Genomic DNA, 24,521 nt, shown 5'->3' on the forward strand with positions numbered 1-24,521 from the left:
ATTAAAACCTAAACTCATACTTTGCCCAAAACAAAGTATCACTATTATCATTTGACTTCGAAATTATCTCGGTTTCAAGATGAAACAACCCTTCGATGGCTGGCAATGTATAGGCAACATTTACTTGTATTTCATCTTCATCCAACCAGTCTTCTGAGCGCACTGCTGCTATTTTTAATTTGTGATCATTAGGGAATTGAGCATACACACTTGCAGAGTAACCAGCTGAGTTTTCTTCGGAGTCACTTACTGTACTTGTATGTTCTAGCACCAATCGAGCGGAATATCCTTCCCAACTGACATGACCAGTCCAACCGACTAAATAAGCTTCCTGGTGTAAATCATTTCCATTTGCCCATTCAGCATAAATTGAATGATACGTTTCATTTAGAGTTGGTAAAGAAAGACGAGCATCAATAGTAAACTGGTCTTGATTGCTCTCATTACGATGTTGGCCTTCAAACCAGTAATGATAGCTAAGACCATACTCAAAGTTTGAAGTTAGCTTATTAGTAAATCGCGTCGAAGAACGGTAACCATAATCTCCGAGTTCTAACTTCGACGTTAAAAAAGTTAAATCCCAAACGCCAAACTGCTGACTCTCCCCTATCACACTGGCATTTATATCTAAATCTTGACCCTCGGTTTGTAAAACTAAATTATGTTGCCAACCTTGCCCCCACCAACGAGGTAAATAACCGATATCGACTAACAACCGCCCCATATTTAGCGATAGGTAGCTATCACGCCAAGATAGTTCAGAGTTTTGGCCATCGTCAGAATAAACGGTATTCAAGCGAAAAGAGTAGCTATTATCCATATAAGCGTAACTTGCTTCTGCCCCCCACTTATCATTATCGACTTCGCCAAACCCAAGAGATGTTAAGGCTTCATTGCCTCCGTATACCGCAAAACGTCGAGAACCTCGGTTTAACTTTGAACTCTGTCTCATGTACTTCACATAACTGGTTTCGGTAGATAAATTACCCGCAGTCAACTCCCCTAACAAAGACCAACGCAATGGGTACAGGCTCGTCGGCCCATCAATCACCGAAGCATCAGATAAAGCCAATATACTCGAACGTAAGAAAGGGTCATTGGCCTCCACCCAAGGGCTAGCCTCACTATGCAATGGAGCAAAATATAATAGTGCCAAAGGGAGCATAAAAGCCTTGGTTCGAGAATAATTTTTAAGTCCCTCGACTAACATCTATTTATCCAGATAAGATTGAGTCCGATTATCGTGCCATTATAAATACCCCCCTAATATAAGCAATCTAACGCAACTAAAAAAATGATTTTTCTTTTACAGATGAGCAACTCTCAAATACAATCAGAAGTCGGGAAAACAATTCCCAACATCGATGTGTATTATTGTAAATTTACAAGGAATATATAAATGAAAAAAACAGCTTTGGCTCTAGCTCTAATGCTAGGCGCTACTCCTGCTGCTTTCGCTACTGCTGAAGCAGGTGGTTCAACCGCTGCTTCTGGTGGTGCTGCTGGTGGCGCTGGCGCGGCTGGTGCAGCAGTAGGTACAACAACAGCAGTAGTTGCTGGCGTTGCAGCAGTAGCAGTAGTTGCAGTCGCAGTTGCTGATAATGATAGCAATGACGGTTCTGACGGTTCTGACGGCACCAACTAAGCTAGCAAAAACAAAACACCCTTGAATATGAGTTTAAGGGTGTTTTTTCTGTTCAAATGGAAAAGATAATGAAGCACAGTACTAGCATCCTCTCCTTGTCCCTATTATTTATAATATCTGGTTGTTCCCAAAAATCTTCAGACTCTTTTGCAACCGCATATGAAGCAGCGTTTGGGGGGAGTGATGTTGTTTTAGATAAAGAGACTTTAAGCCAGATTCCTTACGCCAGTAGCTACTTTAAGATAAATAATGGCCCTCAGGTGTTTATGGTCCTCGCATATGCAGAGATCAATCCCGATACGGGTAATACACAGCTAAAATGGATGTCTAGCGATAGTGCTATGATTGTTACCGAAAATGGCAGAGTAACAAAGACTCTCAACCTCCCAGAGTTTAATCTATCTGGCCTCTACACCGACTTACTTAAGAATAGCTTCGTGAGTAATCCGGTGGCAGGTAAAGCCATTTATGATTGGCAACCGAATTACTCTTTTAATACTCACGCAAATATTAACCTATCGTATTCTGGTGATGAGATTTTACAATCTACTTTGTGGTCAAAAACAACAAAAATATGGCAGGAATCCATTACTGATTCAAATAAAAATCGATATCAAAATACTTACTGGGTTGATAATAGCGGAACTGTAGTAAAATCCCATCAATGGGCGATTCCAGGAAAGCTTTTCATCGAACAAGAAATCCTAAAAACCTATTTAGCGAATTAATAGGCTCATCATGTTAAAAACAATTATTCTATCTGGTTCTCTGCTTTTTTTTAGTTCACTAAGTTTTGCTAATTCAATTTCTATAGAAATACACCCAAACACAAAAGTAATCTCATTTGATCACCCAATTAGACTTGAAACTGCCATTTCAGAATCTCTAGATGCAAAGCTTCCAGTATCACCGCAAAGCTATTCGATTGCTAATGCTTTATACAACAAAGACAAACAGTACCTAGCAGACAAAAAGCAAAGAGAAGTGATCAACGAGCTTAAGCTGCTTTATGCAACATCACCCAAGCTTCGGATGAGTGCTGCCATTCTAATTGCACAAATTGAACGTTGGCAGGTCGGTTATCGAGAAACGGTAAACTTAGACTACGACGCAGTTAGAACCACCCCTGCTTTAAACCCAATGTTGACGGGCAACTACTTATTTAAATTTACCCCTCGCCCTAGCCATATACATATTGAAGGTTTAGTTTCTAATCCTCACACAACGCTCGCAATACCAAACTACACTGTTTCAGACTATTTAGATGAGGCGGCTTTAACGCTATCGAGTGGAGAAAACAGCAATGCATGGGTCGTTTATCCTGACGGGAAGTTATCAAAAGTTGGTTTCGAATATTGGAATAACCAACATGCGCTTTTGCCTCCGGGCGCTTCAATATATATAGGCTTCGACTCACCAAGCGAAGAATTAGCGAAATTAGAACAAGATATACTTACGTTGATTGCTTGGAGAATAAGTAAATGATGTATAAAAAGTTTCTCAGCGGCCTCGCTATCTTGCCGTTATCTACATCCGCGTTGGCACAAATGACATGGCAAGTATCACAAACGGATTTTGGCGGTACTGGTTTAATGCAAATGCCCAGTGGTCGAATGGCGGAAGAAGGTGAATTTAATTTAGGTATCAACTATAACGAAGACTACTACCACTACTCCGCCTCGATACAATTGATGAGTTGGTTAGAGTCTACAATTCGCTACACTCGAGTTCCCGACGTACTATACAATCAAAACGAAGCCTATAGTGGAGACACCATCTATACCGATAAAGGGATAGATTTAAAACTACGCTTACTCAATGAAAGCTACTGGCTACCAGAAACATCCATTGGTGTTAGAGACATTGGTGGCACAGGCTTATTTGATGGTGAATTTATTGCCGCCACTAAACGTTTTGGCAACTTAGATCTTACTCTTGGCATCGGCTGGGGCTATTTAGGCCAACGAGGTAACATTACCAACCCATTCTGTAGCGCCAAAGATAGCTTCTGTGACCGTAACGGTGGGCTCAAAGATACTGGCGGTAGTGTTGACTACGATAAATGGTTTAAAGGCCCAAGTGCAATTTTTGGTGGTATTGAGTACCAAACACCTTATGAACCATTACGAGTAAAAATTGAATATGATGGTAATGATTATTCAGAAGACTTTCCGCTAGGAACGCCTGGCAATACCATGCCACAACATACACCTTGGAACTTTGGTCTCAACTATCGCATCAATGATTGGGGCGATGCTAAAGTTAGCTACCAACGTGGTGATACTCTAACGCTCGGCTTTAACTTCTACACAAATTTCAATCAACTGAAGGCTGTTTGGCGCGACGATGCCAAACCGAAACTGCTTACCAAACAAGAAAAAAAGGATGCTGAAAACAACTGGCAGAACGTGATGAATGAACTTGCTAATAATGCAGGTTATAAACAAGCTGAAATCAGTGTAGATGAAGACACATTAATTGTTAAAGCCACCCAAACGAAGTATCGAGACCGCGACGAAGCCTTAGAGCGAGCAGCAACGATTTTGGCTAATAACACTAGCTCTAATATCAAACATTTCTCTATCATCGAGCAACAAGATGGAGTAGAGCTAACTCAGACTGATATCGCTAAATCTGTATATATCTCCTCAGCAACCTACATGTCGATTGATGGTAATATCAACGATGCGTTTAGCGAAACTAAACCTGCGGGAACGACTGATGGCAGCATTTTGGCAAATAACAAAGAGAAGCTCACATACGGCTTATCACCAACACTAAAGCAGTCTCTTGGTGGCCCAGAGTCGTTCTACTTGTTTAACTTTGGCATCAATGCAGCGTCTGAGTACAAATTGACTGACAACATTGAGCTAAGTGGCTCTATCTACTTCAACCTATTCGACAACTACGATAAATACAACTACGTAGAGAATTCTCCACATATTAGAAATTACTCTACACCTAGAGTAAGAACGATGTTCCGTGCTTATGTGCATGATAACCCAATCAGACTAAACAACTTGCAATTAACGTGGTTTGAACAGCCAAGTACAAACATTTTCACTCAAGTTTATGGCGGCTATTTAGAAACCATGTTTGCTGGTGTGGGTACGGAGATCCTTTATCGACAGAACAACACTAACTGGGCAGTCGGTTTAGATATGAATCTCATCAGCCAGCGCGATCCCGACTCGTGGTTTGGAGTCTATGAGGATGATTACTTCTTCTATGATGAAGCTGCATGTAATAGCCAAGTTCCAAGCTGCCAAGCGTATGTTTTAAGTAAAGGCACCACAGGCCATGTCACCGGTTACTACATGCCTGAATGGAGCCTACTACAAGACACCTTGTTTAAGGTGAGCTTTGGCCAGTTCCTTGGTGGTGATGTGGGTACGCGAGTCGACTTTTCCAAACAATTTAAGTCAGGAGTAACAGTTGGTGCTTATGCCACATTTACTGATCTAACTGCAGAGGAATATGGTGAAGGTAGCTACAACAAGGGGTTCTATGTATCAATCCCATTTGACGTAATGACTATTAAACCAAGCACGTCACGAGCAAACTTAGCATGGCAACCTATCACCCGTGATGGTGGACAAATGCTAAGTAAGAAACATCAATTATTTAATAAAACTGACGCTCGCTCACCTTGGTACCAAAGACCTAGTTCAGTAGAGTAACAAGAAAACGACTTAAAAAGTTAACCATAAACGTCACCAACTTAGGTGACGTTTTTTATTGCTTTTACCCACCTGTCAAAAAACAATTAAGTTAATAGGTATAATTTTTGCTTATCGATACAGCATATTCATTTACAAAGAGTCCAACCACCATGCAATCAGCTAAATTCGCAGCTTTATTTGCCCTGCCAGCCTTACTTGCCGGCTGCGGAGGCAGCAGTTCAGACGGCGGCGGCAATTCCACGCCACCGCCACCAGCTAAATACACTATTAATTTTCTAAAACTAGCCAACGTTAACGTCGGTCAAGAAGGTTCATGTGATATTTATGGGCAAGACTCAGATACAACCCCAACAAAGTACACTCTTGCCTACTCTGCAAGTGGTCAAAACATGTCTGTTTATATCCACGCAGAGGATGGTTCTTATATCGAATCTTTTGACAGTGCTGACTGGTCAAACAGCGGTCAATTCAGCTTTAACCAAAGCCAAGTACCTAGTGATGGCTACATTAGTGTTGTTTTTAAATCCAACGCAGGCAGCAGTGAAGATTATGATGTGGTGTCGCTACAAAAAGAGCTAATTCCGACACAAATCAATATTAACGCCAAGGGTGAAACTGTAGACCCGAATACCGAGAGATGTATATCTTCGCAAGCCCCACAAAGAGCCGTGAACTACACTGGTATAATTAACGACGGAGGCATCGGTGCAGGACAATTCGCATTCTCTTCATCTATTGATTTTGAAGTCTCGTCCAGCGCAGCCAGCATCCCGTTTTCAAGTATACCAAGTCAACATGTTTTGGCTACGCGATATACCTATTCGTCATCACCTACTGGGTTTGAACCTTTAATTGCGTATGCTCTAACTACAGCAAATCAGACAACATTGAACACTCCACTGAGCTTAAAGAGTGTTGACGAATCTAATCTAAACTGGAACATACCGCTATCTTCCGTTACAGCTTTAAGTAAATCTGCGCTTACTACATATCAATCTGGCGCAGGGGCTCTTCACTGGCAAGAATTACCGTCATCAACTTCTGGTCACTATAGTTACGCCGCCGAGCTAAAAGACACATATCGTTTAAATTTAAATGGTAGTCACAACTCTTGGAACATGAGCTATACGAGCAAGCTTCCAACAATGGAAAACGGAATTGATGAAGTCACGAAAATAGATAACATGGCTATTCCAGCACCAAACACTAGTAATCAATTGTCTGGTTTATACATTGAAAGTTATCTTCAGCCCATGCCTTCTGAACTTAACTACCAAAGAACTCTGATTGCGGCAAATGAAGGCATTTACTCTGTCCATCAAACAATTTATGGCAATGCAAAGCAATATCAACCATTACTAATGTTCTCGAACAGCTTAGACAATATCTGGGGCACATCCCTCACTAAGTTTGAAGTGTCTATTCTATCTAGCGGGAACTCAAATCAAGTCACCGAAGCATTCATCTCTAACTATTTTGATGCTTACAAGGTAACGTCTACAGGAGCAGCAAGCGCATCCTTTACAGATAGCTTAGCAGTTCTAAAGAGTATTAATTCACGTAATGAACAACAATCTTCGCTAAAATATCTAGAAAACATAGAATTAAGCTATAAAAACTAGATAGCCAATTGACCGAAGTTTATGCAGAGCCATTGGCTCTGCTTTTTTACGCCCTAGGAAACGAAAATGCGGTCACTTGATCAATATGATCGCAATCCAAGGCCAGCATAATTAAACGATCAATGCCGAGCGCGACACCAGCACAATCAGGTAAACCTGATTCTAATGCGGCAATCAGATGATAGTCGATAGGCTGCGCCGACAATTCCATTTCAAGACGCTTAGCGTTATCTTGCTCAAAACGAGCAAGTTGCTCTTTCGGGTTATCCAACTCATGGAAACCATTGGCTAACTCAATCCCTTTAAAATAGACCTCAAAACGATCAGCGACGCGGTTGTCATTAGGGTTAATTTTAGCCAGTGCAGCTTGAGAGGCGGGAAAGTCATAGACAAAAGCAGGCGCTTGTTGGCCTATCTTGCACTCCACTCCAACACTAAACAGTAGCTGCAACAAAGTGTCTCTGTCTTGCTCAGGTTCTGCGATGTCACTCAGTCCAAGCGTTCTTGCCACGGATTTCAGCTCAGCCATTGAGCCCTCTAAGGGGCATACACCTAGCACATTAATGAAGGCCTGCTGATAAGTCATGCGCTCAGCTTTGCCGCACTTGAGTGTCAGTTGTAGCAGCTCATCCATTTCATCCATCAGATCGTGATGATCAAAACCGACGCGATACCACTCCAACATAGTGAACTCAGGGTTGTGGTAGCGGCCATTCTCTTCATTGCGAAACGCTTTGTTAATTTGATAAATACAGCCACTACCTGCGGCCAACAGACGCTTCATGTGAAATTCAGGGCTAGTCATGAGATAGAGATGGCGGCCATGTGCATACTCAGGGCCAATAAACTGAGTCTGAAAAGTATGCAGGTGAATATCCGTCACTGTTGCGTGGCTCATGGCTGGAGTATCGACTTCTAACACCTGTCGCTTAGCAAAAAACTGACGAATATGGGCTAATAATTCTGCGCGCTGACGCAATAGCTTAATTGGAGCTGTTGGTTGCCATTCCATCACTGATTTCTCTCTATGTCATAAATACAGGGCGAACATACCACTTCTATTTTGATTGGCAAGCATGATGCTATCGATTTGTTTTTACATGCCAAACCTTAATTATTCTCATTTACAAAATTCAAGCTATAACAAAGACTTAACAACAAATGTGTTTCTTATAGTCATGGAAATGTCATGCCGTGACTGCTTTCACATATCGCGAAATTTTTATGCCTGTAAATGCATTACCGGAAAAAAATCCCGAATAAATCAATTTTTACCAAATTACCCTCTCTTACACTGGTGTTACCACTTTTGAGCTACGTGTAGCACGTTCTTCTCAAGCCAGAAATTACTGCACGTTCTCACAACAATAACAAGCGGTATTACCGCGACTACACACTGGAGGATAACTGTGCAAACTATCACCACAGATATCGCAGTCATCGGCGCAGGCGGCGCTGGTCTTCGTACTGCTATTGCAGCAGCTGAAGCAAACCCTGACCTAGAAATCGCTCTGATTTCGAAAGTTTATCCAATGCGTTCTCACACAGTCGCAGCAGAGGGCGGCTCAGCAGCAGTTATCAAGGAAGAAGATAGCTTAGATAACCACTTCAACGATACCGTTGGCGGTGGCGACTGGCTATGTGAACAGGACGTTGTTGAATATTTCGTTAAAAACTCAACTCGCGAAATGATCCAAATGGAGCAATGGGGTTGCCCATGGAGCCGTAAAGAAAACGGCGAAGTCAATGTTCGCCGCTTTGGCGGTATGAAAGTCGAGCGCACATGGTTTGCGGCTGACAAGACTGGCTTCCACATGCTTCACACTCTATTCCAAACTTCAATGAAGTACGACAACATCAAACGTTTTGATGAGTACTTTGTAGTTGACCTACTTGTTGATGAAGGTGAAGTTCAAGGCCTTATCGCTATCCATATGTCGGAAGGCGAACTAGTGACGATTAAAGCAAAATCTGTTGTATTAGCAACGGGTGGCGCTGGTCGCGTTTACCACTGTAACACTAACGGCGGTATCGTAACGGGTGATGGCATGGCTATGGCTTATCGTCATGGCGTTCCTCTACGTGATATGGAATTTGTTCAGTACCACCCAACAGGTCTTCCTGGTACAGGCATCCTGATGACTGAAGGTTGTCGTGGTGAAGGCGGTATCATCGTTAACAAGAACGGCTACCGTTACCTACAAGACTACGGCATGGGTCCAGAAACACCTGTCGGCCAACCGAAAAACAAATACATGGAACTGGGTCCTCGTGACAAAGTTTCTCAAGCGTTCTGGCACGAACAGCAAAAAGGCAACACCATCAAACACCCACTGGGTGATGTGGTGCATCTAGACCTTCGCCACCTTGGTGAAGAGTATCTGCAAGAGCGTCTACCATTCATCTGTGAATTAGCGAAAGCTTACGTCAACGTAGACCCAGCTAAAGAGCCAATTCCAATTCGTCCTACCGTTCACTACACCATGGGTGGTATTGAAACTAACGGCGAATGCGAGACTCGTATTAAAGGTCTATTCGCAGTCGGTGAATGTGCCTCTGTTGGTCTTCACGGTGCTAACCGCCTAGGTTCAAACTCGTTGGCTGAGTTCGTAGTATTTGGCCGCGTAGCGGGTGAACACGCTGTACAACGCGCAGCAGAATTCAAAGGCTGGAACGATGAATCTATCGAGGCTCAAGTTAAAGCGGTTGAAGAGCGCATCGCAGCGCTAATGAACCAAGAAGGCGATGAAAACTGGGCGGATATCCGCACTGAAATGGGTCACACCATGGAAGCAGGCTGTGGTATCTACCGCCAAGAAGATTTGATGCAAGCGACGATCGATAAGATCACTGAACTGAAACAGCGCTACAAGAAAATCAGCATCAAAGATAAAGGCAAAGTATTCAACACTGACCTACTTTACGCTATCGAAGTAGGCTACGGCCTTGAAGTGGCAGAGGCCATGGTTCACTCAGCAATTCTACGTAAGGAATCTCGCGGTGCTCACCAACGTCTAGACGACGGCTGTACAGAGCGTGATGATGTGAACTACTTGAAACACTCGCTAGCCTTCTTCCAAGAAGATGCTGCGCCAAGTATCGACTACAGCAATGTGACCATCACTAAGTCACAACCTAAAGCACGTCTATACGGTGAAGCAGCAGAGAAAGCCGCAGCGGCTGAAAAAGCAGCTGAAGCGAAAGCAGCAGAGGAGCAAGCATAATGTCAGCCAATCGCATTCAAAAAGTGGACATTCTGCGTTACGACCCTGAGCAAGACGCTGAACCACATTTCCAAAAATTCGATGTACCATTTGACGAGACCATGTCGGTACTTGATGCCCTAGGCTACGTAAAAGATCACCTAGACAAAGACCTTTCTTACCGTTGGTCTTGTCGTATGGCGATCTGTGGCTCTTGCGGCATTATGGTGAATGGTGTGCCTAAGCTTGCATGTAAGAGCTTCTTACGTGATTACCCTGATGGCGTGAAGATTGAGCCACTAGCCAACTTCCCTATCGAGAAAGACTTAATCGTCGATATGACGCCGTTTATCGAGCGCCTTGAAGCGATTAAGCCATACATCATTGGTAATGATCGTAAACCTGAAGATGGCACTAACCTGCAAACTCCTGAGCAAATGGCAAAATACAAACAGTTCGCTGGCTGTATTAACTGTGGCCTTTGCTACGCGGCTTGTCCTCAGTTTGGTTTGAACCCAGAATTCATCGGCCCTGCAGCTCTAACTCTTGCTCACCGCTACAACTTAGATAGCCGTGACAATGGTAAAGCAGAGCGTATGCCGCTTATCAATGGTGATAACGGTGCTTGGGGCTGTACATTCGTGGGTTTCTGTTCTGAAGTTTGTCCGAAGAACGTAGACCCAGCAGCAGCGGTAAACCAAGGCAAAGTCGCATCATCAATGGATTTCGTTATCGGCATGTTTAAGCCTGACGGTAAGAAAGTCGCGGAGGAAGCGTAACAATGAGTAATCGTAAACCTTACGTACGCGAGATGAAGCGTACATGGTGGCAAAGCAGCCCATTTTACCGCTTCTACATGATGCGTGAAGCAACGGTACTGCCGCTGATTTTATTTACCCTGTTCCTAACTATTGGTCTAGGTTCATTGGTAAAAGGCCCAGAAGCATGGCAAAGCTGGCTTGAGTTCATGGCTAACCCAGTGGTTGTCGCAATCAACATCGTGGCGCTAGCAGGTAGCTTGCTGCACGCTCAGACCTTTTTCAGCATGATGCCGCAGGTAATGCCAATTCGCTTAAAAGGTAAGCCCGTCGATAAGAAACTGATCGTTCTTGGCCAATGGGCTGCAGTCGCGGTTATCTCTATCATTGTTCTTATCTTAGTTTAAGGAGCTAACATGAACCCAAATGCTAAAGTTGATCGCGCTCCTCGTCGCTCAGATGAACCAATCTGGTGGAGTCTATTCGGCGCAGGCGGTACTTGGTTTGCGATGATCACACCTGTGACTGTGTTGGTACTTGGTATTCTGGTACCGCTTGGTGTTATTGATGCAGAAGCCATGAACTACGAGCGTGTTGCTGACTTCGCAACCAGCATCATCGGAGCGCTGTTTATCATTGGTACACTTGCGCTACCAATGTGGCATGCCATGCACCGTGTTCACCATGGTATGCACGATCTTAAGATTCACGCAGGCGTAATTGGCAAGATTACTTGCTACGCCATTGCTGCGTTGATTTCTGCCCTAGCGGTTATTTTCATTTTCATGATCTAACACGCTAGCAAGCAAAAGCCCGCTGAAATCAGCGGGCTTTTCTGTATCTAAGTACCATCGAATATCGATTATAGGATGAAGCGACTTAGATCTTCATCTTCAACGAACTCACCTAAACGCTGTTTCACGTAAGCGGCATCAATGGTCATTTTGCTGCCCGACTTATCGGTCGCTTCAAATGAAATCTCATCCATCAATCGCTCCATTACGGTATGAAGACGACGCGCACCGATATTTTCAGTGGTTTCATTCACAGTCCAAGCTGCTTCTGCAATTTGGATAATGCCGTCTTCCGTAAACTCAATGTCCACATCTTCCGTCTTCATTAGCGCAATGTACTGCTCTGTAAGCGATGCTTTTGGCTCAGTTAGGATACGTTTGAAGTCATCACTAGTTAACGCTTCTAACTCAACACGGATTGGCAAACGGCCTTGTAGCTCAGGAATAAGATCTGACGGCTTAGCCACTTGGAATGCGCCCGAAGCAACAAACAAGATGTGGTCTGTTTTTACCATACCGTGCTTGGTTGATACTGTGCTGCCTTCAATTAGCGGTAATAAGTCACGCTGAACACCTTCACGAGAAACATCCGGGCCAGAGCTTTCACCACGTTTACAAATCTTGTCGATCTCATCGATGAACACGATGCCGTTATTCTCTACGTTGAAGATAGCTTGCTCTTTCAGCTCTTCTTGATTAACAAGCTTGGCCGCTTCTTCTTCAACAAGGGCTTTGAACGCTTCTTTGATCTTTAGCTTACGCTTTTTCTTGGTGTCACCCGCTAGGTTTTGGAACATGCCTTGCAGCTGGTTAGTCATCTCTTCCATACCAGGAGGTGCCATGATCTCCACGCCCATTTGCGGCGCAGCAACATCAATTTCGATTTCTTTATCGTCTAGTTTGCCTTCGCGTAGCTTCTTACGGAAGATTTGACGCGTGTTTGATGAACTCTCATCACTCGATTCATTCTGACCCCAAGCATCGCGTGCTGGCGGCAATAACGCATCTAGAATACGCTCTTCTGCTTGCTCTTCAGCGCGGAATTTTACTTTTTCCATCGCTTGTTGGTGAGTCATCTTAATCGCTACATCCGTTAGATCGCGGATGATGGTTTCCACTTCCTTACCGACATAACCGACTTCAGTAAACTTAGTTGCTTCTACTTTGATGAACGGCGCATTGGCAAGCTTAGCAAGGCGGCGAGCAATTTCCGTTTTACCTACACCTGTAGGACCAATCATTAGGATGTTTTTCGGCGTTACTTCTACGCGCAAGCTTTCTTCAAGCTGCATACGACGCCAGCGATTACGCAATGCAATCGCAACTGAGCGCTTCGCTTTCTCTTGGCCAATGATATGGCGATTCAGTTCATGAACAATTTCGCGAGGAGTCATTTCAGACATAGTCAAATTCCTTAAATTCTGTTGCCACTATCTTTGGTTATGATTTATCAGCAAGTTGTTCTGCTGGGATTTCTAGTTCTTCGATAGTGTGATGATGGTTAGTGAACACACAAATATCACCGGCAATTTTCAGCGATTTTTCTGCAATTTCACGCGCATCTAATTCTGTATTTTCAAGTAACGCCGTAGCTGCGGCTTGGGCGAAGTTACCACCTGAACCAATAGCAATCAGGTCATTCTCTGGCTGAACAACGTCACCATTGCCGGTAATGATCAAAGAGGCCGTTTCATCTGCTACTGCAAGCAGAGCTTCAAGCTTACGTAGTGCGCGATCGCTACGCCAATCTTTCGCAAGTTCTACCGCCGCTTTAGTTAGATGGCCTTGGTGCATTTGCAGTTTGCTTTCGAAGCGTTCAAATAACGTAAAAGCATCTGCGGTACCACCAGCAAAGCCAGCCAGCACTTTGTTGTTGTATAAGCGACGCACTTTACGCGCATTGCCTTTCATTACCGTATTGCCAAGAGATACTTGTCCATCACCAGCGATGACGACTTTGTTATTACGACGTACAGAAACGATAGTAGTCACGTGTAGGGCCTCACATTTATTCTAATCTTGATGTTAATTTTGATATGAGGATAGATGACGAGGAATTCAAGGGCTGAGCATGCGTAACCCGCGTAAACACTTGGATGAAAAGATCAAAAAAGCGGACTATATCAAGTCCGCTTTTGTTTAAATCATTGGGTTTCTTTCCAAATCGCACAAGGCTCAATTTTCGCTCGCTGCAGCTTATGCTTATCACGCTCTGCGTCACGCTTGAGCTTATATGGGCCTAACACGACTCGATACCAAGAGCTGTTCTCTTTCTTACGAATCTTACTGTTAATACCTTGGAAGGCGATATCAAGTTTACGCGCTTCTGCTTGCTGCTCACTCTTATAAGCGCCGCACTGCATGATGTAAGGAATATCAGAGACCACTTGCTCTTTGGCTTTGACTTCCACCTCACGATTGGGCAATGACTCAACATAGTCCCATTTCTCTTCTGGTGGTGGCGGCAAAGCTTTTTGAGGTTTGGGTTTCGGCTTGTTCTGCGGTGTCACAGCAACGGGTGCCACTGGCTCAGGATCTTGGCTAAGCACAAACAACAGGTAGCCAAATGCTCCGAGCAACACAAGCACTATCAGTCCAAGGCGCCAAGGTTTACGTTTTGGCGCTGATTTCTTTTTCGCGGGCTTTCTGCTTGCTCCACGTTTTACGTAATCTCTATTTGCCACAGCTTAATGTCTATTCAGTTACAACTTGCAACATGGTAATTCAGAATGCCTCTAGATAACAGAGTATTGCTTCGGTTATGCCGAGCTCAGATGAGAATTTTTGACACAAAGTTCCAAAAAATAACGGCGCTATTATTAGCGCCGTTATGGATAACCGATTTAGATCGTGCGCGGAGGCGCAGCACTTGAACGCACAGTAAGCTTGGTTTCAAGCAAACGCGAACCAGCACGTACATCATGGCCACGCAGCAATTCAAGCATCATCAACATTGCCTGACGACCAATCTCATAACGAGGCTGAGAAATGGTTGTTAATGGTGGATCACAGTATTCAGCAAACTGAATATCATCAAAGCCAACCACAGATAAGTCTTGTGGCACTCGAAGACCTAGTTTCTTCGCTTCTTGAATAGCGCCAATCGCCATTGCATCGTTATGACAGAAGATGGCCGTTGGCGGCTCAGGTAAGGCTAATAATTGTCTTACTGCCTTACTTCCGTCTGCAAAAGTGAAGTTACCGTAAGCGCAGTAAGTTGGGTTCATGGTGATGCCCGCACGACGCAACGCTTGCTGATAACCTTGATGACGGAATTGGCACAACACCGCTTCTTTTGGCCCTGAGATTTGAGCAACACGCTTGTGGCCCATTTGAGTCAAGTAGTTCACTGCCTCAAATGCCGATGTTAGGTTGTCGATATGAACGGTTGGTAGTTCTAGCTCTGGAGCAAACTCACACGCCATAACCATTGGCGGCAAATTCTTCTGTTCTGGTTTACTCACATCAAAAGGTAAGTCAGTACCCAACAGCAGCATTCCGTCCGCTTGTTTGGTAAATACGAGATTTACGAATGAGTTTTCACGCTTTTTCTGCTGACCGCTGTCACCCAGTAGAACGATGTAGCCATGCTCCATCGCCGCATCTTCAATACCTCGGATGATCTCTGTGTAATATGGGTCACAGATGTCTGGAATAATTGCAATGATGGTTTTAGATTCGTTACGACGTAAATTACGTGCTAGCGAATTTGGTGAGTAACCAGCTTCTAAGACTGCATCTTCGACACGCTTTCGTGTTGCTGAAGAGACTTTCTCAGGATTCATCAGCGCCCTTGATACCGTGGCTGTTGAGACTCCCGCGAGCTGGGCAACATCCTTCATTGTCGCCATAGATGATAACCCTCTTAGTTAGTTCCTTTTGTGGTAGCGCCTTTGCCACCTAAACCTTGTTGAATTTGTTGATGAGGTGAGCCTCATTCTTTTATAACCAAATAGCCTTGCTAGTTTGTTTTGATTCACCAACAAAGACACTTGGGTATAGATGAAAACCGACTCACGCAAACGATTACACCAACGATTAAAAGCCGGTCATTCATTAACCATCTATTAGTGTATTTATTTCGAGGCATAAAGTTACGGGATATCTAACAAAATCCCACGGCTAATAGTGATATGCGTCACAAAGTTACTTTCTAAATACCATTAGCCAACATAAGAAAATGGCGACTAGCTTAAATCTTGCGGTTCGATGTCTATCGTCCAGCGCACTTTTTTGCTACTAGGCAAAAGCTCAATAGCAGGCTTGGCACTCGCCAATAATCGCTGCATTAGAGGTCGGGAATTCGTTTGTAACAGCAATTGCCAACGGTATTTACCCGCACGTTTTGCAAGCGGCGCAGGCGTTGGCCCCAGCACTTGGCAATATTGGTCAAACAGTGGGTGTGCTTCAAGTGTATGTCTGAGCTGACGTAAAAAATCCTCAACCACTTGGCTATTGTTCGCTTCCGCTCGAAACAGCGTTAAAAAACTGAACGGTGGCAACATGGCCATCTTACGTTCTTGCAAGGCAGTATCAGCAAAGTCTCGGTAGCCTTTGGTTAACAGTGCTTGCAGCAATGCGTGCTCTGGGTGGTGAGTTTGTAAAATAACCTCACCCGGCTTGCTTGCACGCCCCGCTCGACCGGCAACCTGAATAAACAACTGAGCTAATCGCTCTGACGCTCTAAAGTCACTACTGTACAGCGAGCCATCGACATCGAGCAATGCGACCAAAGTAACATCAGGAAAGTGATGGCCTTTCGCTAACATCTGTGTGCCAATCAAAATTTGATATTCACCGTTACGAATCGCAGACAAGGCTGACTCTAAGCTGCCTTTACGTCTGGTGCTGTCTCGGTCAATACGAATCGCTTTGTATTCAGGGAAAAGTTCACCTAATTGTGATTCAAGCTGCTCCGTACCCACCCCCACTGTAACTAGGTTAGTCGAACCACAACCTTGGCATTGATGAATGATAGGTTGCTGAGAACCACAGTGGTGGCAGCGAATTTCATTACTGTATTGGTGGTAGGTGTAATAAGCATCGCAGCGTTTACATTCAGCAATCCAGCCACATTCGTGACACATCAAGGCCGGAGAAAAACCGCGGCGGTTTAAAAACAACATCACCTGATTACCCGCCGATAAGTGCTTTCTCATCTGAGCTATCAAAGGAGCAGAGAGGCCGCTCTCTAAATAAAGGCCTTTTACATCCAGCACTTTATTGGTGGTTGGTTTTGCATTACCCGCACGATTAGACAGTACCAAGTGATGATATTTACCACTTAGTGCGTTTTGCAGAGTTTCTAGCGCTGGCGTCGCTGAGCCTAGCACAATCGGGATTTGCTCTTTGTTAGCGCGCATAACGGCAACATCCCGCGCGTGATAACGAAGGCTGTCTTGCTGCTTATAAGAGTTATCATGCTCTTCATCGACAATGATAATGCCTAAGTCAGCAAAAGGGGTAAGCAGTGCAGAGCGCGTACCGATCACAATACCGGCTGCTTTATCACGGGCGCAAAGCCATGAGTTCAGCCTTTCAGTATCATTCAATCCTGAGTGAATCACTTCGACGGGCACATTAAAGCGCTGTTTGAATCGATTGATAGTCTGCGGCGTTAAGCCAATCTCAGGCACAAGTACCAGCGCTTGTCTTCCCGCTTCTAATACCGGTTTAATTAAGTTTAGGTAAACTTCTGTTTTGCCCGAACCAGTCACCCCTTCTAATAAGTAGCAACCAAAACCATCTGCGCTATTGACCGTCGCGATAGCCACTGCCTGCTCAGAATTCAGCTTAGGCTTATAAACATCGGCCTCAATATCACTCTGCCAAGTGTGAATCGTGGGCTTTTTCTCTATCGATTCAATCCAGCCTTTCTCTTGCAGTGTATTGAGCACACTGCTGCTCACTTCCATATCAAGCAGAGATTGATGAGATAATGGCCCATGTTCAAGCCCATGCATCACTTTGGCCTGTTGCACTGCGCGGCCAAAACCTTGCATCAGTTGATCTTTACCTAAAGCCGTTAGTTGCCATTCGCGCAACGTTGCGAAGTCTGCCGGTTTGCCTTTTCGCAGAGCGCTTGGCAGTGCATTGGCGAACGTTTCCCCTAGAGGGTATTGATAAAACTGACTGCACCACGTCAACAAACCGTATAAAGATTCAGGCCACACAGGCTGACTATCAAGCACTTGCTTGAGAGGTTTGAGTTGGTTTTGATTGAATTCAGAATGATTAACTAACGCCGTCACAATGCCAGTTAATGTTTGGCGTCCGAATGGTACAGAAACTCGCCCGCCTATAATTGGAAATAGGTGGCTAGGTATCAAATAATCAAATTGCTTATCAAGTGGAACAGGCAAAGCCACTCGGGCAATAGTAGGGCGCATAAAGTGATGGTTACATTAGAAGAATCAACGCTAGACAGTCTAATCGAAAAGGGTATTTGAATCTATTCTGCCGCTCAGAGGAACTCACGTAGCTATTACGGTTAACCACTCAGTACATTTGCTCAAAAAAGTGGCGACTTTTTGGGTAAACTGGTTGATCCTCGACTCTGGAAACATTACTATACTGCGCCTTAGCACTATGGCTTGGTGATTTTTCCATCAAGCGGTAGGCAAGATATTTTATTAACTACGTGTGGTGTCCGGCATAGAATCGGATAGCGACACGGCCTATTATTGAGGTTCTCCCATGAAAGCTGGTATCCACCCAGAATACAAAGCAGTAAACGCTACTTGCTCTTGCGGTAACTCTTTCGAGTTCAACTCTACTCTAGCGAAGGAATCTATCCACCTAGACGTATGTGACAAGTGCCACCCATTCTACACTGGTAAGCAACGTATCGTTGATACAGGCGGCCGTGTTGATCGCTTCAACAAGCGTTTCGGTGCTCTATCAAGCGGCAAGAAGTAATTATTACTTTTTAACCGATTCTAAAAAGGACGCTCAGGCGTCCTTTTTTGTTGCCTGCTATTTTTGCTCAGCAATTGGGCAATCGTTAAAATGCGAGTTAGCTGGTCTTATCAGCACAAATCCAGCGGGTAAAAGCCACCTGAGTCGCAATCCTTCCTATGCAGCTTGACTTACATACTCTAGAATAACTCTCGCTTAACTATTAATAACGATGAGTATTTCCCCCTATGTCTGATGACCATAATCAAGAGCTATCCCCTGAAGAACAATTCCGCCAACAAGCGTTGGACTACCATGCCTACCCGACTGCGGGCAAAATTTCTGTTGAGCTGAGCAAGCCAGCAGAAACAGCAGAGCACCTGGCTCTTGCATATAGCCCAGGCGTTGCAGAGCCTGTGCGTGAAATCGCGCAAAACCCTGACAACGTCTACAAGTACACGGCGAAAGGCAACATGGTTGCGGTTATTTCTAACGGAACAGCAATTCTTGGTCTTGGTAATTTAGGCCCACTGGCTTCTAAACCAGTAATGGAAGGTAAATCGCTACTGTTTAAGCGTTTTGCTGGCTTAGACTCGATTGATATCGAAGTAAAACACCGCACTATTGAAGAGTTCGTTGATACGGTAGCTAACATTGCCGATACTTTTGGTGGCATCAACCTAGAAGACATCAAAGCACCGGATTGTTTTGAGATCGAAAAGCAACTGATTGAGCGTTGTGACGTTCCAGTATTCCATGATGACCAACACGGTACTGCGATTGTAACGGCAGCCGGTATGCTGAACGCGATTGAGCTGCAAGGTAAGAAGCTAGAAGAAGCAACCATCGTTTGTCTTGGCGCAGGCGCAGCAGCGGTAGCATGTATGGAACTACTGATTAAATGTGGTGCGATGCGTGAGAAAATCTACATGCTGGATCGCAAAGGCGTGATCCATACTCGTCGTGATGACTTAAACGAATACAAAAAACTGTTCGCTAACAACACTGACAAACGCACACTAGAAGATGTCATTGAAGGTGCAGACCTGTTCCTTGGTGTATCAGGCCCGAACCTACTTCCAGCTGATGCGCTTAAACTCATGGCTGATAAGCCTGTTGTATTTGCGTGTTCAAACCCAGACCCTGAGATCAAACCTGAACTTGCACACCAAGTCCGTGATGACCTCATCATGGGTACTGGCCGTAGTGACTACCCGAACCAAGTAAACAATGTTCTGTGTTTCCCTTTCATCTTCCGCGGTGCGCTTGATGTTCGCGCGAGCGAAATTAACGATGAGATGAAACTGGCTGCCGTAGATGCGATTCGTCAACTTGCGAAAGAATCAGTACCAGCTGAAGTACTCAAAGCGGCTGGCGCAGATAAGCTAGAGTTTGGTGTTGATTACATCATTCCAAAACCGATGGACCCTCGCCTACTGCCACGCGTAGCCAAAGCAGTTGCTCAAGCCGCAGTTGATTCTGGCGTGGCTCGTATCGATATGCCAGAAAACTACATGAACGCTTAATCGCTCTTTAGTCAGCTTCAAACGTAAAAAACCGCAGTCATCACTGCGGTTTTTGTATTCAGCGCGATTTGAAGCCCTCAAGAAAGAGAGTTCAACCAAGCTTATTCGTCGAATGCTTCGAACTCGATGCCCATCTCTGTCATCAGCTTTTTCACTTCAGCTGGAATATCATCAGGGCGATCTTTACGTAAGTCTTCATCTGTTGGCAGAGGTTGGCCAGTGTATGCGTGCAAGAATGCTTCACACAATAGCTCGCTATTAGTCGCATGGCGCAGGTTGTTAATCTGACGGCGCGTGCGCTCATCGGTTAAAACCTTCAATACTTTTAATGGAATTGAAACGGTAATTTTTTTTACTTGTTCACTTTTTTTTCCATGCTCAGCATATGGGCTAATGTATTCGCCGTTCCAGTCTGCCATTGCGTACCTTCGTTATTGTCTGTCATTAGATTTTACAAACTGCAATTTTAGCGGCTTTTAAGGCTACAAGCAAAGACATTTAGACGTCTAGATGTGTTGACGTCTCAAAAAATGAGAAGTAGAGTAAAGGGAATGGATTAAGAATACGTTAAATAGTTATTACTAGATAGAGCGTATTCGCACTGACAAGTCATCATTTACAAGTCATGCTTTGAAAGGATACACGTATGAGCAACCACAAGCCCGCTACTATTGCGGTTCGCACTGGCATTGAGTCTGACACCCAACATCATGCGGTTGTTCCGCCAATTTACCTTTCAACTAACTACGGATTTCCGGCTTTTGGCGATGTGCCAAAATACGATTATACCCGCTCTGGCAACCCAAACCGAGGTTTATTAGAACAAACTCTGTTTGACCTAGAATCGGGCAAAGGCGCTGTAGTAACCAACTGTGGCACTTCGGCCCTTAACCTTTTGGTAACCACCTTTCTTGGCCCTGACGATTTAATCATCGCGCCCCATGATTGCTATGGCGGCACTTACCGCCTGTTCAATACTCGCGCTCAAAAAGGTGACTTCAAGGTTCTGTTCGTTGACCAGTCTAACCCACAAGCCCTTGCTGATGCCCTAGCGCAAAAACCTAAATTGGTTTTAATTGAAACACCATCGAATCCATTGGTTCGCGTAGTGGATATCGCGCAGGTTTGCCAGCAAGCCAAACAAGTAGGTGCGCTAGTTGCGGTAGACAATACCTTTTTGACACCTGTGTTCCAAAAGCCTTTAGAGCTGGGCGCTGACTTTGTCATCCACTCCACCACCAAATTTATTAATGGCCATTCCGATGTCATCGGCGGTGTGGTGATCACCAAAACAGAGCAACACGCCGAAGACTTAGCTTGGTGGGGCAACTGCATCGGTGCGACGGGCACGCCATTTGATAGCTACATGACACTGCGCGGTATACGCACCCTTGGCGCGCGCATGAAAGTGCATGAAGAAAGCTCAGCGGAAATTCTCGAGTTTTTAAAACAGCACCCTCTCGTGAATACCATCTACCACCCTAGCCTCCCTGAACACCCAGGCCATGAAATCGCGTTAAAACAGCAAAGTGGATTTGGCTCAATGCTCAGCTTTGAGTTTGCCGCTAGCTTTGAGCAGCTAAAGCAATTTGTGACTAACCTAAAGCTATTCTCACTCGCAGAATCATTAGGTGGGGTAGAAAGCTTGATATGTCATCCAGCTTCGATGACTCACAGAGCGATGGGTGAAGCCGCCCTTGCCGAAGCTGGCGTTTCTCAACAATTATTACGCTTATCGGTCGGTCTAGAAGATCCAAAAGACCTGATTGCCGATTTACAACAAGCATTCAGCTCAGTGCAGGAGGGCTAACCCATGACTGTTGAACGTCAGTTGCACAAATTTGGTGGCAGTAGCCTAGCAGACCCTGAATGCTATCGCCGTGTAGTTAATATTCTCAAAGAATACTCCAACCAAGAAGACTTAATCGTGGTTTCCGCTGCAGGCAAAACCACTAACCGTTTGATTGAGTTTCTAGCTGGGCTAAATAAAGATGGTCGATTAGCTCACGAAGCGCTTCAAGAGCTGCGTCAGTTTCAATCAGAGCTGATTACATCGTTAATTGAAGAACCAATTCAACAAGACCTGCTTGCTCAGCTTAATGATGAGATCAGCACATTAGGTGAACTGACCGCACCACTTAACACAGCCGAACAAGCGGCTGTACTTGGCCATGGTGAAGTTTGGTCTTCTCGCTTATTGGCTGCGCTGCTTAATCAACATAACTTGGCGGCCATCGCCCAAGATGCGCGCGCTTTTCTTCGTGCAGAAGCCGGCACACAACCAGAAGTTGACCGTGGTACTTCTTACCCACTACTGAAAGAGGTATTAGCTCAGCATAGCCATCATCGTGTAGTGATTACTGGCTTTATGGCGCAAGACTCACAAGGCCATACCGTGCTGCTCGGGCGTAATGGCTCAGATTACTCAGCGACCGTGATTGGCGCATTGGCAGAGGTAACCCGCGTGACTATCTGGAGCGATGTTGCTGGCGTATACAGCGCAGATCCACGCTTAGTCAGTGATGCATGCTTATTGCCATTGCTGCGCTTAGATGAGGCTAGTGAACTGGCTCGTTTAGCCGCCCCTGTACTTCACAGCCGCACGCTTCAGCCTGTCGCACAAAGTACAATGGATTTGCATCTGCGTTGCAGCTATCAGCCAGAATCTGGCTCGACCCGCATTGAGCGTGTGTTAGCTTCTGGCCGCGGCGCCAAGATCATCTCATCTCTAGATGATGTTATGTTAATCCAGTTAAATTTCTCTTCTGGCCACGATTTTTCACGTCTACAAAAAGAGACGTTAGCTTCGCTAAAACGCGCTCAGCTAGAACCACTCGCCTATGACGTGTTGAAAGACAAACACTCTCTTCGCCTTGCTTATACCGCTGAAATCGCCGCAGGTGCATTGAGCTATTTACAAGACATAGCCACAGAAGCTGAAATTAAACTCAAAGAAGGCTTCTCTATGGTGGCAGCCGTAGGTGCGGGGGTAACCAAAAACCCTAATCACTGCTACGGCTTCTATCAGCAGCTAAAACACCTGCCTGTTGAGTTTATTAGTGAGTCACAATCAGGCTTAAGTTTGGTTGCTGTGCTGCGTAAAACAGAAACAGAGCAACTGGTTAAAGGCATTCATAGCCAACTATTCCAAGCACAAAAGCGTGTTGCAGTCGCGTTATGCGGCAAAGGTAATATCGGCACAAGCTGGTTAGAACTATTCGCCGAGCAGAAATCTGAGCTAGAAAAACGTCGTGGGATGAACTTTGAACTGGTCGCCGTGATCGACAGCCAAACATACTGGTTCAATCAAGATGGTATTGATGCTGCCTCAGTTAGTACTCACTTTGATGAAGAAGCCAGTGAATACAATGGTAATGAGTGGATTACTCAACTTGGCTCGATTCAAGGCTACGACGATGTGGTTGTGTTGGATGTTACCGCAAGCCAAGAACTCGCTCACCGCTACTTGGAGATTGCAGAACAAGGCATGCACCTTATCTCAGCCAATAAAGTCGCGGGCTCTGCATCTAGCGAGTACTACCACCAAGTACAAGATGCATTCGCTAAGATTAATCGCCATTGGCTCTACAATGCCACTGTTGGTGCCGGCTTGCCTATAAACCATACTGTGCGTGATTTGCGTGAAAGTGGTGATGAGATTATCGCGCTTTCGGGTATCTTCTCAGGTACTTTGTCATGGCTTTTCCAACAATACGACGGATCAGTACCCTTTGCTGAGTTAGTCGACCTCGCTTGGCAACAAGGCCTAACTGAACCTGACCCTCGCCACGATTTAGATGGCTCAGATGTCATGCGTAAATTGGTTATCATCGCCCGTGAATCAGGCCTCGCACTTGAACCTGAAGCCGTAAAAGTAGAGAGCTTGGTTCCTGAGGAGCTCGCTAACCTACCCCTTGATGATTTCTTAGATAAAAGCCAACTGCTCAGTACGTTATTAGCTGAAAGACTAGAAAAGGCTCAGCGCGAAGATAAAGTGCTACGTTATGTTGCACGTCTAGAAAAGAACGGGAAAGCTAGCGTTGGTGTAGAAGCGCTACCACGTGAGCACGCACTTGCTAACCTTCTTCCTTGTGACAACATTTTTGCCATAGAAAGTAAGTGGTACAAAGATAATCCATTGGTTATCCGCGGCCCTGGCGCAGGTAAAGAAGTCACCGCAGGTGCAATTCAATCAGATCTCAACTTACTCTCTAGTCAATTGTAAGCACGCATACTGACCCACAATGGCCTTGCTTCTCAGTGAGGCCATTTCATTTCTCCGGCAACAACTTGAACAAAGTTAATTGTGAAGTTGAAAAAAATTCATACTCTCTCAGTTGACATTAACCTCTATTCATTACATTCTGTGGACATATAGACGTCTAAACGTCAA

Annotated in this window: 21 protein-coding genes; 13 read left to right on the forward strand and 8 right to left on the reverse strand. The window is 44.9% G+C overall.

Translation table 11 applies throughout. From position 1 onward, the window contains the following. Position 1 precedes the first annotated feature (1 nt). Positions 2-1,210 (reverse strand): capsule assembly Wzi family protein, encoded by a 1,209-nt coding sequence (locus MU515_RS08660; RefSeq protein WP_260260022.1) that lies wholly within the window; start codon positions 1,208-1,210, stop codon positions 2-4. Positions 1,211-1,399: 189 nt separating this feature from the next. Here MU515_RS08660 and MU515_RS08665 point away from each other — a divergent pair, with 189 nt between their 5' ends. The 5 genes from MU515_RS08665 (at position 1,400) to MU515_RS08685 (ending at position 6,950) form a co-directional block, all read left to right on the forward strand. Further along, positions 1,400-1,645, forward strand: coding sequence for a hypothetical protein (locus MU515_RS08665; RefSeq protein ID WP_260260023.1), 246 nt, complete (start codon positions 1,400-1,402; stop codon positions 1,643-1,645). A 68-nt stretch (positions 1,646-1,713) separates the two neighbouring features. Next, a complete protein-coding gene (locus MU515_RS08670) occupies positions 1,714-2,373 on the forward strand; it encodes a YjbF family lipoprotein (RefSeq protein WP_260260024.1) in 660 nt (219 codons plus the stop codon). Between the two features lie 10 nt (positions 2,374-2,383). Continuing rightward, positions 2,384-3,130 carry a capsule biosynthesis GfcC family protein gene (locus MU515_RS08675; protein ID WP_260260025.1) on the forward strand — a complete coding sequence of 249 codons (747 nt, stop codon included), beginning with the start codon at positions 2,384-2,386 and terminating at the stop codon, positions 3,128-3,130. Continuing rightward, positions 3,127-5,325 (forward strand): YjbH domain-containing protein, encoded by a 2,199-nt coding sequence (locus MU515_RS08680; RefSeq protein WP_260260026.1) that lies wholly within the window; start codon positions 3,127-3,129, stop codon positions 5,323-5,325. Before MU515_RS08675 ends, MU515_RS08680 begins: the two co-directional genes overlap by 4 nt. Before the next feature lie 152 nt (positions 5,326-5,477). Next, positions 5,478-6,950: a hypothetical protein gene (locus tag MU515_RS08685; protein ID WP_260260027.1), complete on the forward strand. Its 1,473-nt coding sequence runs from the start codon at positions 5,478-5,480 to the stop codon at positions 6,948-6,950. Between the two features lie 46 nt (positions 6,951-6,996). Here MU515_RS08685 and epmA read toward each other — a convergent pair whose 3' ends face one another. After that, a complete protein-coding gene (gene epmA / locus MU515_RS08690) occupies positions 6,997-7,962 on the reverse strand; it encodes an elongation factor P--(R)-beta-lysine ligase (RefSeq protein WP_260260028.1) in 966 nt (321 codons plus the stop codon). A gap of 397 nt (positions 7,963-8,359) precedes the next feature. Here epmA and frdA point away from each other — a divergent pair, with 397 nt between their 5' ends. From frdA to frdD, 4 genes are read left to right on the forward strand one after another with little or no spacing between them, the layout of a single operon-like run. After that, a complete protein-coding gene (gene frdA / locus MU515_RS08695) occupies positions 8,360-10,174 on the forward strand; it encodes a fumarate reductase (quinol) flavoprotein subunit (protein ID WP_260260029.1) in 1,815 nt (604 codons plus the stop codon). Next, a complete protein-coding gene (locus MU515_RS08700; RefSeq protein ID WP_260260030.1) occupies positions 10,174-10,932 on the forward strand; it encodes a succinate dehydrogenase/fumarate reductase iron-sulfur subunit in 759 nt (252 codons plus the stop codon). The genes frdA and MU515_RS08700 overlap by 1 nt, the downstream gene beginning before the upstream one ends. Before the next feature lie 2 nt (positions 10,933-10,934). Next, entirely contained in the window at positions 10,935-11,318 is a 384-nt protein-coding gene (gene frdC / locus MU515_RS08705; protein ID WP_260260031.1) for a fumarate reductase subunit FrdC, read from the forward strand. Positions 11,319-11,327: 9 nt separating this feature from the next. Then, positions 11,328-11,705 carry a fumarate reductase subunit FrdD gene (gene frdD, locus MU515_RS08710; RefSeq protein ID WP_260260032.1) on the forward strand — a complete coding sequence of 126 codons (378 nt, stop codon included), beginning with the start codon at positions 11,328-11,330 and terminating at the stop codon, positions 11,703-11,705. Between the two features lie 68 nt (positions 11,706-11,773). Here the strand turns inward: frdD and hslU are convergent, their stop codons facing one another. From hslU to priA, 5 genes are all read right to left on the reverse strand, one after another. Then, complete coding sequence (gene hslU, locus MU515_RS08715) at positions 11,774-13,108, reverse strand: ATP-dependent protease ATPase subunit HslU (RefSeq protein ID WP_260260033.1); 1,335 nt, start codon at positions 13,106-13,108, stop codon at positions 11,774-11,776. 37 nt (positions 13,109-13,145) lie between these two features. Further along, complete coding sequence (gene hslV, locus MU515_RS08720) at positions 13,146-13,697, reverse strand: ATP-dependent protease subunit HslV (protein WP_260260034.1); 552 nt, start codon at positions 13,695-13,697, stop codon at positions 13,146-13,148. A 152-nt stretch (positions 13,698-13,849) separates the two neighbouring features. After that, entirely contained in the window at positions 13,850-14,389 is a 540-nt protein-coding gene (locus tag MU515_RS08725; protein WP_260260035.1) for an SPOR domain-containing protein, read from the reverse strand. 159 nt (positions 14,390-14,548) lie between these two features. After that, positions 14,549-15,556 carry a DNA-binding transcriptional regulator CytR gene (cytR, locus tag MU515_RS08730; protein ID WP_260260036.1) on the reverse strand — a complete coding sequence of 336 codons (1,008 nt, stop codon included), beginning with the start codon at positions 15,554-15,556 and terminating at the stop codon, positions 14,549-14,551. Positions 15,557-15,892: 336 nt separating this feature from the next. Then, positions 15,893-18,094: a primosomal protein N' gene (gene priA, locus MU515_RS08735; protein WP_260260037.1), complete on the reverse strand. Its 2,202-nt coding sequence runs from the start codon at positions 18,092-18,094 to the stop codon at positions 15,893-15,895. A 307-nt stretch (positions 18,095-18,401) separates the two neighbouring features. Here priA and rpmE point away from each other — a divergent pair, with 307 nt between their 5' ends. Both rpmE and MU515_RS08745 read left to right on the forward strand, forming a co-directional pair. Further along, positions 18,402-18,623, forward strand: a complete 222-nt coding sequence (rpmE, locus tag MU515_RS08740; protein ID WP_260260038.1) for a 50S ribosomal protein L31 — start codon at positions 18,402-18,404, stop codon at positions 18,621-18,623. Positions 18,624-18,850: 227 nt separating this feature from the next. Beyond that, the gene (locus MU515_RS08745; RefSeq protein WP_260260039.1) at positions 18,851-20,128 is read left to right on the forward strand and encodes a malic enzyme-like NAD(P)-binding protein; all 1,278 of its coding nucleotides are present in this window, start codon (positions 18,851-18,853) and stop codon (positions 20,126-20,128) included. 101 nt (positions 20,129-20,229) lie between these two features. On the opposite strand, the gene metJ is transcribed toward MU515_RS08745, so the two are convergent. Next, on the reverse strand, positions 20,230-20,547 hold the full coding sequence (gene metJ / locus MU515_RS08750; RefSeq protein WP_176286713.1) for a met regulon transcriptional regulator MetJ: 318 nt from the start codon (positions 20,545-20,547) through the stop codon (positions 20,230-20,232). Positions 20,548-20,774: 227 nt separating this feature from the next. Here metJ and MU515_RS08755 point away from each other — a divergent pair, with 227 nt between their 5' ends. Beyond that, complete coding sequence (locus tag MU515_RS08755; RefSeq protein WP_260260040.1) at positions 20,775-21,938, forward strand: O-succinylhomoserine (thiol)-lyase; 1,164 nt, start codon at positions 20,775-20,777, stop codon at positions 21,936-21,938. 3 nt (positions 21,939-21,941) lie between these two features. After that, positions 21,942-24,353: a bifunctional aspartate kinase/homoserine dehydrogenase II gene (locus tag MU515_RS08760; RefSeq protein ID WP_260260041.1), complete on the forward strand. Its 2,412-nt coding sequence runs from the start codon at positions 21,942-21,944 to the stop codon at positions 24,351-24,353. The last annotated feature ends 168 nt before the right edge of the window (positions 24,354-24,521 follow it).

It is taken from the genome of Vibrio intestinalis, from assembly GCF_025195085.2.
Lineage (GTDB): Bacteria > Pseudomonadota > Gammaproteobacteria > Enterobacterales > Vibrionaceae > Vibrio > Vibrio intestinalis.

Coding starts and splice junctions, on each gene's coding strand:
- MU515_RS08660 (WP_260260022.1), bottom strand. CDS start 1,210: ATGTTAGTCGAGGGACTTAAAAATTATTCTCGAACCAAGGCTTTTATG.
- MU515_RS08665 (WP_260260023.1), top strand. CDS start 1,400: ATGAAAAAAACAGCTTTGGCTCTAGCTCTAATGCTAGGCGCTACTCCT.
- MU515_RS08670 (WP_260260024.1), top strand. CDS start 1,714: ATGAAGCACAGTACTAGCATCCTCTCCTTGTCCCTATTATTTATAATA.
- MU515_RS08675 (WP_260260025.1), top strand. CDS start 2,384: ATGTTAAAAACAATTATTCTATCTGGTTCTCTGCTTTTTTTTAGTTCA.
- MU515_RS08680 (WP_260260026.1), top strand. CDS start 3,127: ATGATGTATAAAAAGTTTCTCAGCGGCCTCGCTATCTTGCCGTTATCT.
- MU515_RS08685 (WP_260260027.1), top strand. CDS start 5,478: ATGCAATCAGCTAAATTCGCAGCTTTATTTGCCCTGCCAGCCTTACTT.
- epmA (WP_260260028.1), bottom strand. CDS start 7,962: ATGGAATGGCAACCAACAGCTCCAATTAAGCTATTGCGTCAGCGCGCA.
- MU515_RS08700 (WP_260260030.1), top strand. CDS start 10,174: ATGTCAGCCAATCGCATTCAAAAAGTGGACATTCTGCGTTACGACCCT.
- frdC (WP_260260031.1), top strand. CDS start 10,935: ATGAGTAATCGTAAACCTTACGTACGCGAGATGAAGCGTACATGGTGG.
- frdD (WP_260260032.1), top strand. CDS start 11,328: ATGAACCCAAATGCTAAAGTTGATCGCGCTCCTCGTCGCTCAGATGAA.
- hslU (WP_260260033.1), bottom strand. CDS start 13,108: ATGTCTGAAATGACTCCTCGCGAAATTGTTCATGAACTGAATCGCCAT.
- cytR (WP_260260036.1), bottom strand. CDS start 15,556: ATGGCGACAATGAAGGATGTTGCCCAGCTCGCGGGAGTCTCAACAGCC.
- priA (WP_260260037.1), bottom strand. CDS start 18,094: ATGCGCCCTACTATTGCCCGAGTGGCTTTGCCTGTTCCACTTGATAAG.
- rpmE (WP_260260038.1), top strand. CDS start 18,402: ATGAAAGCTGGTATCCACCCAGAATACAAAGCAGTAAACGCTACTTGC.
- MU515_RS08745 (WP_260260039.1), top strand. CDS start 18,851: ATGTCTGATGACCATAATCAAGAGCTATCCCCTGAAGAACAATTCCGC.
- metJ (WP_176286713.1), bottom strand. CDS start 20,547: ATGGCAGACTGGAACGGCGAATACATTAGCCCATATGCTGAGCATGGA.
- MU515_RS08755 (WP_260260040.1), top strand. CDS start 20,775: ATGAGCAACCACAAGCCCGCTACTATTGCGGTTCGCACTGGCATTGAG.
- MU515_RS08760 (WP_260260041.1), top strand. CDS start 21,942: ATGACTGTTGAACGTCAGTTGCACAAATTTGGTGGCAGTAGCCTAGCA.